Consider the following 15,835-nt stretch of genomic DNA (forward strand, 5'->3'; position numbering starts at 1 on the left):
CTCACAGCAGCGTCATCTGGGTGTACGCGGACTCCTCGGGGCTCGCCTCGCACCCGACCGGCACCCGCTCGGACGGCCGATCGGCGGTGCTCTCGCGCGCCGGGGTCGAGCGGCGGGCGACGCCGGGCGCGGCGGGTGCGAGGCCGTACTCGGCGGCCAACTCGTGCACCTGGCCGGTGATGCGCCGCTGGTACCAGGTCGGTGCGTAGGCGCCCCCGGCGTACAGCGCCTCGTAGTGACGCACCAGCCCCGGGTGGTGCTGCGCCACCCAGGCCATGAACCACTCGCGGGCCCCGGGCCGCAGGTGCAGCGTCAGCGGGGTCACCGAACTGGCGCCCGCCGCGGCCACCGCCCGCACGGTCTCGCGAAGTTGGGCCGGTGAGTCGCCGAGGAAGGGTATGACGGGGGCCATCAGGGCCCCGCAGGGTATGCCGTGCTCGGCGAGGGTGCGCACGACGTCCAGGCGCCGCTGAGGCGCGGGGGTGCCCGGCTCCACGGTGCGCCACAACTGCTGGTCCAGGAAGCCGACGGAGACCGAGACGCCGACCTCGGTGATGGCCGCCGCCGAGCGCAGCAGCTCCAGATCGCGCAGCACCAGTGTGCCCTTGGTCAGGATGGAGAACGGGTTCGCGCAGTCCCGCAGCGCGGTCAGGATGCGGGGCATCAACGCATACTTCCCCTCCGCTCTTTGGTAGCAGTCGACGTTGGTGCCCATGGCGATGTGCTCGCCCTGCCAGCGCGGGGCGGCGAGCTCGCGGCGCAGCAGCTCGGGGGCGTTGACCTTCACCACGATCTGGGAGTCGAATCCGAGGCCGGTGTCGAGGTCGAGGTAGCTGTGGGTCTTGCGTGCGAAGCAGTAGACGCATGCGTGGCTGCAGCCGCGGTACGGGTTCACCGTCCAGGCGAACGGCACCTTCGACGCCCCGGGCACCCGGTTCACGATCGAGCGGGCCCTGACCTCGTGGAACGTGATCCCGCGAAACTCCGGGGTGTCGAACGTGCGGGTGACCCGGTCCGTCCCGAAGAGGGCTTCCGGTCCTTCGCTTCGCAGGTTGTCCCAGCGCATGCTGCCTCCTTGGTTCGCTATCAATAGAACACCTGTTCGCATCCGGGCTGTCAAGCCGGATTTGGGCGGCCGGGCTCGGGGTGATGGGATGGCTGCCGTCATCCCGCCGTGACCGCTGAGCCGGTCGAGGCCGAGGGCCGGCGGGTCGCTCAGAGGCACAGGAGGAGCCACATGGCACAGGTCGAGGCAACGACGCAGCGGGAGATCGCCGCCGACCCCGACGATGTCTTCGACGCCCTCGCGGACTACCGCGAGGTCCGAGGCAAGGTGCTCCCCGGCCAGTACAGCGAGTACGAGGTGCGCGAGGGCGGCGACGGGGAGGGCACCCTCGTGCACTGGAAGCTCCAGGCGACCAGCAAGCGCGTGCGCGACTGCCTGCTGGAGGTCACCGAGCCGCGCGACGGCCAGCTGGTCGAGAAGGACCGCAACTCCTCGATGGTGACGACCTGGACCGTCAGCCCGGCCGGCACCGGCAGGGCGCGGGTCGTCGTCAAGACCGTCTGGGACGGCGCGGGCGGCATCGGCGGATTCTTCGAGCGGACGTTCGCGCCCAAGGGTCTGGCTCGAATCCACGACGAACTTCTGGCCAACCTCGCGGCCGAGGTGGAGAAGGCCTCCGCCTGACCGAGCCGCCGACCGGCCGTTTCGACCCGGTCCCGGCCGCGCCCGGGACCGGGCTTCTCAGCCCACCGCACGGCGGCTAACGTTGCCCGGTATGAAGATCCTCATCAGCGCGGACATGGAAGGTGCCACCGGCGTCACCTGGCCTGCCGACGTGCTGCCCGGCACCCCGCAGTGGCAGCGGTGCCGTTCGATGTTCACCAGTGACGTGAACGCGGCAGCCCTCGGCTTCCTGGCCGGAGGCGCGGACGAGGTGCTGGTCAACGAGGCCCACTGGACCATGCGCAACCTGCTCCTCGAAGAGCTCGACGAGCGGGTCCAGATGCTCACCGGCCGGCACAAGGCGCTGTCCATGGTGGAGGGCGTGCAGCACGGCGACGTGGACGGCATCGCCTTCATCGGCTACCACACCGGCGCCGGCGACGAGGGCGTGCTCGCCCACACCTACCTCGCCAACTCCCTGACCGGGGTGTGGGTCGACGGGGTGCGCGCCAGCGAGGGCCTCCTGAACTCTCTGGTCGTCGCCGAGTACGGGGTCCCCGTCGTCCTGGTCACCGGTGACGACCGTGCCTGCGAGGACTCCCGGGGCTACGCGCCCGAGGCCGAGACCGTGGCCGTCAAGGACTACGTCTCGCGCTACGCGGCCGTCTGCCGCACACCCGCCCGCACCGCAGCCGACATCCGCGCCGCGGCTGCGGCCGCCGTCCGGCTGGCCGTTCGCACCGAGCCGGTCAGCGGGCCGCACGAGATGGAGATGGAGTTCGACGCCGAGCACCTGGCGGGCGCCGCCACGGTGGTGCCCGGCGTGCGGCAGACCGGCGAGCGCCGCGTCGCCTACCGCTCCCCGAACATGTACGAGGGCATCCGCTGCTTCAAAGCGGTCACCACCGTCGTCTCGAACGCCGTGGAGGAGACCTATGGCTGACCACCGGCCCGTCGGCTGCGACGAGCAGGCGCTGGAGGAGGTGGTCGCCTACACCAGCGACCTCATCCGGATCGACACCACCAACCACGGGAAGGGCGAGGGGCTGGAGCGCCCCGCCGCCGAGTACGTGGCCGCCCGGCTCGACGAAGTCGGCATCCGGGCACAGCTGTTGGAGAAGGCCAGCGGGCGGACCAACGTGGTCGCCAGGATCGAGGGCACCGACCCCGGCGCCGACGCGCTGCTCCTCCACGGCCATCTGGACGTCGTCCCGGCCGACGCGAGCGAGTGGAGCGTGCACCCCTTCTCCGGCGAGATCAGGGACGGGGTGGTGTGGGGCCGGGGCGCCATCGACATGAAGAACATGGACGCGATGATCCTGGCCATGGTCCGCTCCTGGGCGCGCAGCGGCGTTCGGCCCCGGCGGGACGTGGTCCTGGCGTTCACCGCGGACGAGGAGGACAGCGCCGAGTTCGGTTCCGGCTTCCTCGCCGACCAGCACGCCGAGCTGTTCGAGGGGTGCACCGAAGGGCTCAGCGAATCCGGCGCGTTCACCTTCCACACCGGCGACGGCACCCGGCTCTACCCGGTCGGCGCCGGCGAGCGCGGTACGGCCTGGATGACGCTGACCGCGAGGGGCCGGGCCGGCCACGGCTCGAAGGTCAACGAAGAGAACGCCGTCGGCCGCCTCGCCGCCGCCGTGCACCGGATCGACGCGTACCCCTGGCCGCTGCGCCTGACCGCGACCGTGCGCGCCGCGCTGCTGGAGCTGGCGCGGGTGCGGGGCCTGCCCGAGCCCCGCCTGGACGACCCGGACTGGGACGTCGACGCCTTCCTCGACGCGATCGGCCCCGCCCGCGCCGTCGTCGAGTCGACCGTGCGCAACAGCACCAACCCCACGATGCTGGACGCCGGTTACAAGATGAACGTGATCCCGGGCGTCGCCACCGCGGGCATCGACGGACGGATGCTGTCCGGCACCGAGGCGGAGTTCGAGGCGACCATCGAGGAGCTGACCGGTCCCGACGTGGACTGGTCCTTCTACCACCGCGAGCAGCCGCTCCAGGCCCCTGTCGACTCGCGCACGTACGCGGTGCTGCGCGAGGCGCTGGAGCACCACGACCCGGACGCCCATGTGATCCCGTACTGCATGTCGGGCGGCACGGACGCCAAGCAGTTCTCCCAGCTCGGCATCGAGGGCTACGGCTACTCGCCGCTGCGACTGCCGCCGGGGTACGACTACGCCGCGATGTTCCACGGCGTGGACGAGCGGGTCCCGGTGGACGCCCTGCACTTCGGCGTCCGCACCCTGGACCGCGCCGTACTGGGCCTGTGACCCCGCCGCCGCGCCGCGCACCCCGTCGGCGCGGCGGCAGGCCACCGAGCCGCCCCGCGCCGCTCATGCGGCCAACGCCCGTTCCGCCCGTTCCGCCCGTTCCGCACAGCCGGCCGCGGGCACAGCGCACCCGGCGTTCCGCCGACCCGGTACCCCCGACTGCCCACAGCAGGATGTGGGCTGACCCCAGGAGGCCCACCCGATGGTGAACCACGAGGCTCCGTACGGCAGTTGGCCCTCGCCGATCGACGCCGGACTGGTCGCGGCGCACGACGGACGACCGGAATTCCTGACCGCGATCGGCGACGAGCTCTGGTGGACCGCACCCCGGCCGGCCGAGGGCGGACGGCGGACACTGATGAGGCTGCGCCCGGGCGACGGCACCGGTGCGCCCGTCGCCGAGTCCGTGCTGCCGGCCCCCTGGAACGTGCGCAGCCGGGTCATCGAGTACGGCGGCCAGCCCTTCGCCGGCGCCCCGCGCGAGAGGGGCGGGCCGTTGGTGGTCTTCTCCCACTTCGCCGACCAGCGGCTCTACGTCCTCACTCCCGACACGGCGAGCGCCCCCGACGCGGCGAGCGCTGTTGACGCGGCGAGCGCTCCCGGCGGGGGCGAGCCGGTGCCGTTGACGCCGCTGGGCACAGTGGGCGGCGGGCTGCGGTTCGTCGACCCGCTGGTGCTGCCCGACCGGGGCGAAGTCTGGTGCGTGCTGGAGGAGTTCACCGGGGAGGGGCCGACCGAGGTGCGCCGCGTGCTGGTGGCGGTGCCGCTGGACGGCTCGGCGGCCGAGGACCGCGGTGCGCTGCGCGAACTCACCGACGACGCCCACGACTTCCTCACCGGCCCCCGGCTCTCGCCCGACGGGCGGCAGCTGGCCTGGCTGGTCTGGGACCATCCGGCGATGCCGTGGGACGGCACCGAACTGCGTCTGGCCGAGGTCACCGCCGACGGCCGGTTGGAAGCGGCGCGCACCGTGCTGGGCGGACCGCAGGAGTCCGTCGTACAGGCCGACTGGGCCGCCGACGGGAGCCTGCTGGCCGCCACGGACCGGACCGGCTGGTGGAACCTGCACCGGGTCGACCCCGGTGGCGGCACACCGGTCAACCTCTGCCCGCGGGAGGAGGAGTTCGCCGACGCGCTCTGGAAGCTCGGCCACCGCTGGTTCGCGCCGCTGGAGAACGGACTCGTGGCCGTACTGCACGGCCGAGGCAGTGCGCAACTGGCGATACTGGACACCGAGTCCGGCGAACTGGCCGACGCACCGGGGCCGTGGAGCGAGTGGAGCGCCGCGCTCGCGGTGCGCGGCAGCCGGGTGGCGGGAATCGCGGCCGGCCCCCACAGCGCCTACGAGATCGTTGAACTCGACACCTGCACCGGGCACTTGAGCGTGCTGGCCGCGCACCACACCGACGCCGTCGACCCCGCGTTCTACCCGCGGCCCGAGCGGCGCACCTTCACCGGCCCGGACGGCCGTCCCGTGCACGCCCACGTCTATCCGCCGCACCACCCCGACCACCGCGGCCCGCAGGACCAGGCGCCGCCGTACGTCATCTGGGCGCACGGCGGGCCCACCGGCCGGGCGCCGCTCGTACTCGATCTGGAGCTCGCCTACTTCACCTCGCGCGGTATCGGGGTAGCCGAGGTCAACTACGGCGGCTCCACCGGCCACGGGCGCGTCTACCGCAACCGGCTGCGTGAGCAGTGGGGAGTGGTGGACGTCGAGGACTGCGCCACCGTCGCCCGCGAGCTGGCCCGGGAGGGCACCGCCGACGGCACGCGGCTGGCCGTGCGGGGTGGCAGCGCGGGCGGCTGGACGTCCGCCTCCTCGCTGGTCGCGCCCTCCGTGGAGGGCCTGTACGCGACCGCGGCGATCAGCTACCCCATCCTGGACCCGGCGGCCTGGGCCGACGGGGAGACCCACGACTTCGAGTCCCGTTACACCGAGTCCCTGATCGGACGGCTCGAGGAGGTGCCCGACCGGTACCGGGAACGCTCGCCGGTGCTGCTCGCCGACCGGGTGTCCGTCCCGTTCCTGCTGCTCCAGGGGCTCGACGACGTGATCTGCCCGTCCGAGCAGTGCGACCGCTTCCTCGCCGAGATCGGGGAGCGGGTCCCGTACACCTATCTCGCCTTCGAGGGCGAGGGGCACGGATTCCGCCGGGCCGAGACGATCATCCGCGCGGTGGAGGAGGAACTCGCCCTCTACCAGCGGGTTTTCGCGGACGGCCCGCGAAGTGCGGACGGCCCGCGGGGGGCCGCCGGCGGGAGCACCGAGGGTGACGGGAGCGCTGAAGGGCGCTGAGGAGCGCGGGGTCGACCGCTTGCTCCGCGCTCGGCTGCCGGCTGGGCCGAAAAGACCGGTGCACGAGTCGAACGTGGACAGGAGTGGGCCCGCCGACCGGTGTCATATCGTTCGCGATGCGGTCGGCGGGCCCGGGCGGGGCACGAGTGCCCCGGTCCTGGGTGCGGCGGTCGCCGCACGCTCGGCGGTGCCGGCAGTGGGCGGGACCCTCCTGGGGCGGACGGGCCCGGCCTGCTGTCAGTGAGCGTAGACGCGTTCCACGAAGGCCGCGATCTGCTCCTCGGAGAGATGCTGTGCGAGGTCGGCCTCGCTGATCATGCCGACCAGGCGCTTGTCCTTGATGACGGGCAGCCGCCTGATCTGGTGGTCCTGCATCTCTTCCAGCACCTCACCGACGTCCGCGTCCGAGCCGACCCAGCGCGGGGTGCCGAGCGAGAGGTCACCGCAGGTGATCCTCGAGGGGTCGAGACCCTGCGCGACGCACTCCACGACGATGTCGCGGTCGGTGATGATGCCGCACATCCGCTCGTTCTGGTCGCTGACGGGCAGCGCCCCCACGTCCAGCTCACGCATCAGCTGAGCGGCGCGGTCAAGCGTCTCGTGTGTGGGAATCCACTGCACACCGGGGTGCATGATGTCTTCGGCCGTGGCCATGAGTACCTCCGGATCGCGCCGCCGACGACAGTTGCGGCGCGTCTCCCATGGTCCGTCCGGGTGAGTGCGGCAGCAACCGCGGACGTGCGCCCGGCAGGGACGTGGCGGGGCGGGGATCTGTGCGACCCGTACGTGTGCGGCTGCGACGTGGCGGGCCGCAGCGGGGCTCGCAGCGGGTCAGGCCTGCGCCAGGTCGGCGAGTTCGGCGGTGCCGTCAAGTGCGGCGCGGGCGTCCGCCGCAGCGCCCCGGTGCGCCGCCCACAGCGCGCACTCGACGGTTCGGGCGAGGCCCCAGGCGGCGAGCCGCCCCGCCGGCTGCGCGGTGCGCTCCTGGGCGAGCAACAGCCTCGCGCGCAGGGGGAGTCGGGCGGGCAGCTGGTCGAGCAGCGGCCACGGGTCGTACGCCGGATCGCCCACCATCGGCTTGGGATCGATGGCCAGGAGGGAGCGGCGCCGTGCGGCGAGTACGATCCCCGGGTTGAAGTCCCCGTGCAGCAGCACCCTGTCCGGAGCCCGGCGCGGCAGTTCCCGCAGCAGCGCCGCCCCGCGGCGTACCGGCCCGGGGTCCGCTCCCAGCACCCCGCCCATGCGTGCGAAGCGCTCCTCGACCGAGTCAGCCCAGCCGGCGCACACCTCGGCCAACTCCGGTGGCGCGGCGTCGGGTCCGGGGAGTTCCCGCAGAGCCGTCCAGAGCTCCCGCAGCAGATCCAGGCCCGCGGTCAGGCGCTCGACGGGGGTGGTGGACGGTTCGGAGGACAGCAGGTTCGTGCCGGGCTCGCAGCGTTCGAGCAGCAGCGCGTACCGCTCTTCGTCCCAGGCGTACGGGCGTACGGCCGCCGGATTCTCCTCGGCCGCCCAGCGGCGCAGCGCCGCCGCCTCGCAGGCCGCCTCGGGGTGCGGCCAACTCAGCTTGAGCACGGCGGGCGTACCGTCGGCGCGCCGAACAGGTGCGGCCCAGGAGCAGCTGCCGCCGGGGTACGGCGGGCCGGCGCGCAGGTCCCAGCGGGCGGTGAACTCCTCGACGAGCCGCGGGAGTCGGCGGAGCCAGGCCGCCCCGTCCGGATCGCCGCCGAGGTTGCGCACGACCGCCGGCGTCGGCGCTGCGAGCCGGTTCGGCGGTGCGGTTTCGTCCGGCGGTGTGGGCGGATCGTCCGGCGGGTGCGCGGGCACGGCCGTCCTCAGTCGTCCGGCTGGTCGACGTACTCGAAGATGGTGCCGTCGGGGAGGCGGGCGACCAGGCTGCGTCCGGCCGAGGTCTGGCGCGGACCCACCAGGATGTCCGCACCCACTTCCCGCAGCGCCTCGGCCGCCGCCATGACGTCGTCCACCGACAGGGTCGCGCTGATCCGCCGCAGGATGTCCAGCTCGTCGGGCGGCCCGCTCATCACCAGGAACGGCCCGACCGCCGCGACGCTCACCGCCCCGAGCTCGAAGTGCGCCGCCGGCGTTCCCGCCAGGCGCTCGTAGACGGGTACGGCGGCCTCCAGATCGTCGACGCAGATCCGCAGGGACGTTCCCAGAATGCGCATGTGTCTTCCTCCGTCGTTCTTCGGCGGGTGAGGCGGTGCTGGTGCCGGTGTGGTCCGGGGCGGGCCGGGCGGTGCGCCCCGGCGGGGCCGGCCCGCGTCAGATCGCGACGGGGCCGGTGAGGTCGGGGGCGGTCTGCGGGCAGTACACGGTCAGCCCGCCCGCGGCCTTCGAGAGCGTCAGGGCCCGGGGCGCGTCGGTGACCTCGCCGTCGTGCGCCAGCTGGGTGCCCGGCTCGATCCAGTCGATGCGCAACCGGCGCAGCAGAGCGGCGCCGTGCACCGGCGAGCTCTGGAGGGTCCCGGCGAGGGCGCCCGCCAGCAGACGGGTGCGGGCCCAGTGGTCGGCGTAGGCGACCCGTACGTCCAGCAGGCCGTCGGCGAGGTTGGAGCGGTTCTGCGGGGCGAGACCGAGACCGTCGTAGCGGCAGTTGCCGGCGAAGAGCAGCCACACGCGGTGCCGGGAGCCGTTGATGTGCACCTCGGCCGGCGCGTACTCGCGCAGCACCTGCCAGGCGGCCACCACCCCGGCGGGCCAGCTGCCGATCCTGGGCGACCAGCGCTCCCGCACGCGCACCAGCTCGGGATAGACGCCGAGGGCGAAGGTGTTGACGAAGGTGCCGTGCTCGCCGAAGCGGGCGAGGTCCACCTCGACCGCCTCGCCGGCCGCGAGCGCCTCGCGCAGTTCGTCGACCTCGGAGATTCCCAGGTCGTGGGCGAAGTGGTTCAGGGTGCCCCCGGGCAGCACGGCCAGCGGCAACCCCTCCTCCAGCGCCGCGCCGGCCGCGGCGCCGACGGTGCCGTCACCGCCGAACACCCCCAGCGCGCCGCCGAGTTGGGTCGCACGCTTGGCTGCCCTGGACAGCACGGCGGGCAGGTCCTCGTCGCCGTCCCGGCCGAAGATCATGACCTCCGCCTCGGGCAGCGCCGCGCCTATGACCTCCTCCGGCGGATCGTCCGTCGGGCCGGAGCCGGAGTTGGCGACGACGACCAGGCCCGCGCCGTCCGGCAGCCGCGGGGCGCGCACCGAGGCGCGCACCGGCGGCGGGACCAGCTGCCTGGACGGCAGCAGCCGGCGTACGAGCAGTGCGGCGCCCGCGCCGATGGCGATGCCGGCGGCCACGTCGGTGGGGTAGTGCACCCCTGTGTAGACGCGGGAGAACGCCACTGCCGCGGCCACCGGGGCCACCACCGCGCCCAGGCCCGGGGACTCCATCGCCACCCCGGTGGCGAACGCAGCGGCCGAGGCGGCGTGTCCGGAGGGGAAGGAGGTGGTGCGCGGCTGCCGCTTGAGGTGGCGGATCGAGGGCACCGGGTTGAGCAGCGGGCGGTCGCGCCGGACGGTGCGCTTGGCGAGCGTGTTGGTCACCAGCGAGGCCAGGGCCAGCGAGGCGGTGCCGCGCAGCGCGGCGCGCCTGGCCGTGCCCCGGTCGCCGCCGAGGGTGGCGATCGCCGCAGCGGTACCGAACCACAGCAGGCCGTGGTTGGCGCTGCGGCTCAGCCGCGGCAGCACCCGGTCGGCCCCGGGCAGCCTGCCACCGGCGACCTTCCGGAACAGTACGTTGTCGACCCTGCTCACTCTGCTCGTCACCCCGGGAACGCTACCCTGCCCCGCGTTATCCACCCGTGGCGGTCCGCGCCCCGCTGAGCGGCGGCCGGACGCGGGTTCTGCGAGTGTGGAACGCGGTGCTGCTCCCGCCCGAGCGCGGGCGCCCGGCGAGCGGAGGTGGGTATGGCGGGAGGCGAGGTCGCGGCCGGCGCCCCGACGGCTGCCGCAGCCGGCTACTGGCAGCGGCGCGGCCTGCACACCGAGCCCGGGCGGGTCCTGCTCGCTCCCGGCGGCCCGGTGCTGCTTCTGGCGCTGCTGGCCGCCGCGGGGCCGGGTGCGGTCGTGCTCTCCCGGCCCTGCGCCGAGTGGTACGAGCCGCAGGCGAGGCTGCTGGGACGTCCCGTCCACCATGTGCCGGTGCCCGCCGAGTGCGGGGGTGTGCCGGACCCCTTCGCGCTGCTGGAGACGGTGCGCAGGGCACGGGCCGCCGGCGCCGACCCCCGGGTGCTGGTGCTCTCGGTCGCGGACGATCCGACCGGCACCTGCGCCCCGCCCGAGCTGCTGCACGAGGTGTGCGAAGCAGCGGCCTCCCAGGGGATGTTGATCATCAGTGACGAGAGCGGACGGGACACCTCCTTCGATCCGCACGAGACGGTGATCGTCTCGCCGGCGGAGATGCTGGAAGTGCCGGGAGGACTGCCGGTGGCGGGCACCGCCGTCGTACTGGTGGACCTGCGGCAGGCGCTGCTGCCCGACGGACCGCCCGCCGCGGCGGCCAGGTTCCCGCACACCCGGCGCGGGGCGGAGCTGGCCCGCGCGGTGGAGCGGGTGCTGCTCGACCTCGGCGTCGGCCTCGCCGAGGAGGCGCGGGGCCCGGTGGCGGTGGCGCTGGAGGAGCCGGAGGCGCTGCGCACCGAGCACCGCGCACGGGTACGGGCCCGCGGGGCGTACGGTGCGACGCTCCACCGGGCGCTGGTGGAGGCCGGCGCGGTGTGCCGCCCGCCGCGACTGGGCGGTGCGCTCTACGCGGACCTGTCGCGGTTCGGGCCGGAGCTGCGGTGCCGCGGGGTGACGGGATCGGCGTCCCTGGAAGCCGAGTTGACGCTTGCGCTCGGCGGAACGTGGGTGCGCGGCGGACACCGCTTCGGCGAGCCGCCCCAAGACCTGCGGGCGCGCTTCGACACACATCTGCTCGCCCCCGCGCAGCCCTTCCCGGACCGGGCGGTGGCCCGGGATCCGGAAGCGGCGGCGGGCCGGGCGGCACGGGAACCACGGGCGTCGCGGCGGCTGCGGCGCCTGCTCACCGCACTGACCGGGACCCCGCAGGGAATGAGGGACAGCGATGACTGAGCAGACCGAGCAGGCCGGTTCTGGGGACGAACTGCCTGGCGGTGGCGAGGAGTTCACCGCTCCGGAGCTTTCCGCGGCACGTCGCAGGGGAGAGCGCCGCGACTGGCCGCGCAGCTTCTCCGACCGGCTCACCAGCCCGCTGCCCGGTTTCCGCACCCTGCTCAGGGCCGCCCGTACCGGCTCGCTGCGGCCCTCCGAGAGCGCTCGCGCGCAGCTGGACCGACTCCCGTACGCTCCGGGGCCGTTGCCCGAGCCGGCGACCGGTCGGCTCTCGGTCACCTGGGCGGGGCACGCGAGCTGGGTGGTCCGGATCGGCGGGCTGACGGTGCTCACCGACCCGGTCTGGTCCCGCAAGATCATGGGCACCCCGGAGCGGGTGACACCGGTCGGAGTGGACTGGGAGGCGCTGCCGCCGGTCGATGCCGTGGTGATCTCGCACAATCACTACGACCATCTGGACGCCCCCACGCTGGCCCGACTGCCGCGCAGCACACCGCTGTTCGTGCCCGCGGGGCTGGCCGGCTGGTGCCGCAGGCGGAAGTTCACCGACGTCACCGAGCTGGACTGGTGGGAGGCGGTGGAGCTGGCCTCGCCCGAGGGCGGCGTCGTCCGCTTCGACTTCGTCCCCTCCCACCACTGGTCCCGGCGCACTCTCACCGACACCTGCCGTTCGCTGTGGGGCGGTTGGGTGCTCAGCCGCGAGGGCGGCCACCGGCTCTACTTCGCCGGAGACACCGGCTACGGGCACTGGTTCACCGAGATCGGCCGCCGCTGCCCGGGCATCGATCTGGCGCTTCTGCCGATCGGGGCGTACGACCCGTCCTGGATGCTGCGTCCGGTGCACACCGACCCCGAGGAGGCGGTACGGGCCCACGCCGACCTCGGTGCGCGGTGCATGGCGCCGATGCACTGGGCGACCTTCCTGCTCTCCGGCGAACCGCCGCTGGAGCCGGGCGAGCGGCTGCTGCGGGCCTGGGCCGCCGCCGGCAACCGCGCGGAGGACCTGTGGAACCTCCCGGTCGGCGGCTCCCGCACGATGGACCGCCCCCCGGCGTAGCTGCCGGTCGCACGGCGGCGCGGACGCGCGCGCGTCCGCACACGCCGACGGCCCGCCGGATCGGGTGATCCGGCGGGCCGCGGTGCGCTGTGGTGCTCAGCGCTGCGAGCCGTGCTCGGTACTGCTCTCCCGGCGGTGCCGGGGCTCCCTCAGCGGGACGATCGTCAGCCGGTGACCAGGGTCAGGTTCCAGGCGCTGAGGATCGGGTTGATGGGCTGGTGGTAGGTGGTTCCACCGGAGCTGCAGTTGCCGGAGCCGCCGGAGGTCACACCCTGGGCCTGGGAACCGGAGATGTAGGAGCCGCCGGAGTCACCGGGCTCGGCGCAGACCGAGGTGCGGGTGACACCGCTGATGGTGCCCTGCGGGTAGGTCACGCTGGTGCCGTGCTGCTGGATCGTGCCGCAGTGCCAGCCGGTGGTGGAACCCGAGCGGCAGATGCTGGAGCCGACCGGGGCCTGCTGGGAGCCGGCGACCCGCGAACCGGAGCCGTTGACCGTGGGGGTCGGGGTCCAGTTGCTGTTCACCGCGACCCAGGCGCGGTCACTGCCCGGGAAGACCGATCCCCGGAAGGTGCCCTGGGAGACCTGGTTGTAGCCGGAGGTGGAGGTGCCGACCGTGCCGCAGTGGCCGGCGGTGGCGAAGCCGGGGGTGCTGCCCTGGCGCACGGAGAAGCCGACCGAGCAGCGGCCGCCGCCCATGTAGTAGGCGTCGCCGCCCACCAGGTTGTACATCGGCTGCGGTGCCTCGTCGGACTTGACGACCTGCACGGAGCCGGCGTCCACGCCGCTGGCCGCGACGAGCTTCTTCGCCTCGGCCGGCTTCGCGGACAGGACGACGACCTTGTTGGTCTTCACGTCGAGGTAGCGCACCGGCGCGACCGTGCCGGCCGACTTCTCGGCGGCCGTGTCGAGCTTCTTGAGCGCCTTCTCGAGGGACTTGACGTTGTGGTCGACCAGCTTGGCGGTGGCGCCCGCTTTCTCGATCGAGGCCAGCTGCGACTTGTCGGTGGTGGCGACGACGAGGTCGGCGCTCTTCTGCGTCACCCAGGAGCCGGCGAACGCGGCACCCAGGTCCTTGCGCACGGTCGGCTCGAGCTTGAGCGCCTCGGCCTCGTTGGTGATGCGGACCTTGGCCTGGTCGGCGGTGAGGCCGAGGTCGCGCTCCATGGCCTTCAGCAGGCCGGAGCTGACGCCCTCGGTCGCCTTCTCGACCGCGGCGGTCCTGTCGGGGGTGGCCTGCTGCGCGCCGGCGACGCTGGGCAGGGTGGTGACGCCGAGTGCCGCAACCGCGACGGCGGCGGCGGCGATCGCGGTACGTCTGCTACGGAGCATGGGGGTTCTCCTCGCTGCTCTATGTGGGGTCGGTCACAAAGTAGCCAGTCGATTGCGCGACGTGTACCTGTCAGAGTGGCCCTCTTGCCGTGTGATGTAACCGCATATCGGACTGTCAGCGAGCAGTACCGAACAGCTCGTTGGTGGCGAGCCAGTCCACGTAGCGGGGGTTGCGGCGGGCGGCTTCGGAGTGCGCCTGGCGGGCGTGCAGCAGTACGGAGGCGGCGGTGCCCGCGGCGGTCGACTCCGGGTCGTACCCGATGATGTGGCGCCAGCTCAGCGGCGTACCGGCGAGCGGGACCGTCACCACGCCGGGAGTGGGCGGGAAGGTGGCGCGGCACAGGCCCACCGCCCTGCCGAGCTGGACGAGTTCGACGCAGGCCGAGGCGTCGGTCTCGAAGAAGGAGATCGGGGTGAAGCCCGCACGGGCGCACGCGGCGGTGAAGCAGTCCCGGAAGCAGCCTTCGCCGGGGGCCTTCGCCCACCGCTGCTCGGCCAGCTTGCTCAGCTCCAACTGCGGTTCCACGGCGAGCGGATGGTCCTCGCCGAGCATCACGAAGACCGGATCGCGGCCCACCGTGCGCCAGTCCAGGGCGTCCGAGCGCGGGGGAGCGCTCTGCCCGCAGACGCCGGTCAGCACGAAGTCCAGTCGGCCATCGACCAGCAGTTCGCACAGCTCGGTGGTGGACCAGGAGGTGTGCGTCGACAGCAGCGCTTCCGGGTGGGTCATGGAGATGCGGTCGATCAGCGCTCCCAACAGCGGCCCGTGTGAACTTCCGACCCGGAAGCGCGGCGAGTCCTGCCAGGAGCTGGCGAATCTTCGTGCGTCGTCCTGGAGTTGACGCATGGCGGGGACCAGGACTCTGGCTCTGGTGAGAACCAGCTCGCCGAGCGGGGTGGGACGTGCGCCGGCGCGGTCGCGTTCGAACAGCGGCCCGCCCAGGGTGCGTTCGATGCGCTTCAGCTGGCCGCTGAGCGCCGACTGCGCCAGCCCGAGAGTGGTGGCTGCCCTGGTCAGGCTGCCTTCCTGACCGATCGCCCGAATGACCTTCAGATGCCGCAGCTCGAGTTCCATGGGGGTGAAGTTATGGCCACCGGTGGGGTACGGCAAGAGCTTCCGTTTCCGCTCATACCCGCACTCTTCGGAAGCGGTGTCCGCGGCGTCCCGTCACAGCCCACCAGGGGCGGGGCCACCGAGGCTTGACGGCGGCCCCGCCCCCGGCGGATTCCGCTTCCGGTCGGGCCCGGACCGCGCGGGCCCGACCGGAAGGTCCTCACCGCCCGCCGAAGAGGCGGGCGGGGTGCGTCACTTGGCCGGCATCAGCACGGTGTCGACGATGTAGACGGTGGCGTTGGAGGTCTGGACGTTGCCGCAGACGACCTTCGAGTCGTCGTTGACCTCGTACTTCTCGCCAGAACCGGCGACCGTCAGCTTCTCCTTGGCCAGCGTCGCGTACTCACCGTCCTCCAGGTCCTTCGGCGCCAGGCGCTCGTCGACGACGTGGTGGGTGAGGACCTTGCTCAGGGCGTCCTTGTCCTTGAGGAGGGCGTCCAGGTCGGCCTTCGGGATCTTGTCGAAGGCGTCGTTGGTGGGCGCGAACACCGTGATGTCCTCGGCCGAGTTGAGCGTGTCGCCCAGGTCCGCGGCACCGACGGCCTTCACCAGGGTGGAGAGCGCGGGGTTGTTGCCGGCGGCGGTCGCCACCGGGTCCTTGGCCATGCCGTCGAAGCTGCCGTCACCGCTCTCCGGGACGGCCTCGCAGCCCGGGCCGAAGGGCTCGGACGCGGTCTCCTTCTCGTCGCCCTCCTCGGACTTGTCGCTGTCGTCCTGGCCCGGCGTCTCCTCGCCTGCCGCGGTGCTGTCGTCGCTGCTGCTGTCGCTGTCGTCGCTGCCGCAGGCCATGACCGAGAAGGGCAGAACGAGGGCGGCGACGGCGGCGATGGTGCTGCGACGGATACGGGCGTTCATCTGATTCATCTCCAGGGGTTGCGAGGTGTGGCGAGGCTCCGAACGGAGCTCTCTTACAGGGGAGTCGGTGCACCACGGGGGTGTGGGCCACCGGGTCGGTCTCCCGCCGGGGTGGGCGGGTCCGGCCGGTCCTGCGTCCGCGTGGCGGGCGGGAC

The 15,835-nt window shown here is 73.1% G+C and carries 14 protein-coding genes; 6 read left to right on the top strand and 8 right to left on the bottom strand.

All coding sequences use genetic code 11. From position 1 onward, the window contains the following. Window position 1: 1 nt before the first annotated feature. The gene (locus JGS22_RS23860) at window positions 2-1,066 is read right to left on the bottom strand and encodes an Rv2578c family radical SAM protein (protein ID WP_211040582.1); all 1,065 of its coding nucleotides are present in this window, start codon (window positions 1,064-1,066) and stop codon (window positions 2-4) included. Window positions 1,067-1,237: 171 nt separating this feature from the next. Here JGS22_RS23860 and JGS22_RS23865 point away from each other — a divergent pair, with 171 nt between their 5' ends. The 4 genes from JGS22_RS23865 to JGS22_RS23880 all read left to right on the top strand — a co-directional run bounded on the left by JGS22_RS23865 (window position 1,238) and on the right by JGS22_RS23880 (window position 6,244). Beyond that, window positions 1,238-1,690, top strand: coding sequence for an SRPBCC family protein (locus tag JGS22_RS23865; RefSeq protein WP_211040581.1), 453 nt, complete (start codon window positions 1,238-1,240; stop codon window positions 1,688-1,690). A 91-nt stretch (window positions 1,691-1,781) separates the two neighbouring features. Then, on the top strand, window positions 1,782-2,612 hold the full coding sequence (locus tag JGS22_RS23870; RefSeq protein ID WP_211040580.1) for a M55 family metallopeptidase: 831 nt from the start codon (window positions 1,782-1,784) through the stop codon (window positions 2,610-2,612). Further along, entirely contained in the window at window positions 2,605-3,945 is a 1,341-nt protein-coding gene (locus JGS22_RS23875) for a M20/M25/M40 family metallo-hydrolase (RefSeq protein WP_211040579.1), read from the top strand. The genes JGS22_RS23870 and JGS22_RS23875 overlap by 8 nt, the downstream gene beginning before the upstream one ends. 202 nt (window positions 3,946-4,147) lie before the next feature. Next, entirely contained in the window at window positions 4,148-6,244 is a 2,097-nt protein-coding gene (locus JGS22_RS23880; RefSeq protein ID WP_211040578.1) for a prolyl oligopeptidase family serine peptidase, read from the top strand. 237 nt (window positions 6,245-6,481) lie between these two features. Here JGS22_RS23880 and JGS22_RS23885 read toward each other — a convergent pair whose 3' ends face one another. The 4 genes from JGS22_RS23885 to JGS22_RS23900 form a co-directional block, all read right to left on the bottom strand. Beyond that, a complete protein-coding gene (locus JGS22_RS23885; RefSeq protein ID WP_211040577.1) occupies window positions 6,482-6,898 on the bottom strand; it encodes a CBS domain-containing protein in 417 nt (138 codons plus the stop codon). A gap of 177 nt (window positions 6,899-7,075) precedes the next feature. Next, window positions 7,076-8,068 carry an aminoglycoside phosphotransferase family protein gene (locus tag JGS22_RS23890; RefSeq protein ID WP_211040576.1) on the bottom strand — a complete coding sequence of 331 codons (993 nt, stop codon included), beginning with the start codon at window positions 8,066-8,068 and terminating at the stop codon, window positions 7,076-7,078. Between the two features lie 8 nt (window positions 8,069-8,076). Continuing rightward, a complete protein-coding gene (locus JGS22_RS23895) occupies window positions 8,077-8,427 on the bottom strand; it encodes a VOC family protein (RefSeq protein ID WP_211040575.1) in 351 nt (116 codons plus the stop codon). A gap of 97 nt (window positions 8,428-8,524) precedes the next feature. Next, a complete protein-coding gene (locus JGS22_RS23900) occupies window positions 8,525-10,015 on the bottom strand; it encodes a bifunctional phosphatase PAP2/diacylglycerol kinase family protein (protein ID WP_211040574.1) in 1,491 nt (496 codons plus the stop codon). A gap of 141 nt (window positions 10,016-10,156) precedes the next feature. Here JGS22_RS23900 and JGS22_RS23905 point away from each other — a divergent pair, with 141 nt between their 5' ends. Together JGS22_RS23905 and JGS22_RS23910 are read left to right on the top strand one after the other, a co-directional pair. After that, on the top strand, window positions 10,157-11,323 hold the full coding sequence (locus tag JGS22_RS23905; protein WP_211040573.1) for an aminotransferase class I/II-fold pyridoxal phosphate-dependent enzyme: 1,167 nt from the start codon (window positions 10,157-10,159) through the stop codon (window positions 11,321-11,323). After that, window positions 11,316-12,380, top strand: coding sequence for an MBL fold metallo-hydrolase (locus JGS22_RS23910; protein WP_211040572.1), 1,065 nt, complete (start codon window positions 11,316-11,318; stop codon window positions 12,378-12,380). The genes JGS22_RS23905 and JGS22_RS23910 overlap by 8 nt, the downstream gene beginning before the upstream one ends. A 164-nt stretch (window positions 12,381-12,544) precedes the next feature. Here JGS22_RS23910 and JGS22_RS23915 read toward each other — a convergent pair whose 3' ends face one another. The 3 genes from JGS22_RS23915 to JGS22_RS23925 all read right to left on the bottom strand — a co-directional run bounded on the left by JGS22_RS23915 (window position 12,545) and on the right by JGS22_RS23925 (window position 15,689). Continuing rightward, window positions 12,545-13,711 (bottom strand): S1 family peptidase, encoded by a 1,167-nt coding sequence (locus JGS22_RS23915; RefSeq protein WP_211040571.1) that lies wholly within the window; start codon window positions 13,709-13,711, stop codon window positions 12,545-12,547. Window positions 13,712-13,826: 115 nt separating this feature from the next. After that, window positions 13,827-14,786 (bottom strand): LysR family transcriptional regulator, encoded by a 960-nt coding sequence (locus JGS22_RS23920; RefSeq protein ID WP_211040570.1) that lies wholly within the window; start codon window positions 14,784-14,786, stop codon window positions 13,827-13,829. Between the two features lie 231 nt (window positions 14,787-15,017). Further along, window positions 15,018-15,689 (bottom strand): fasciclin domain-containing protein, encoded by a 672-nt coding sequence (locus JGS22_RS23925; protein WP_211040569.1) that lies wholly within the window; start codon window positions 15,687-15,689, stop codon window positions 15,018-15,020. Window positions 15,690-15,835: the final 146 nt, after the last annotated feature.

Origin of the sequence: Streptomyces tardus (assembly GCF_018101125.2) — a bacterium.
Lineage (GTDB): Bacteria > Actinomycetota > Actinomycetes > Streptomycetales > Streptomycetaceae > Streptomyces > Streptomyces tardus.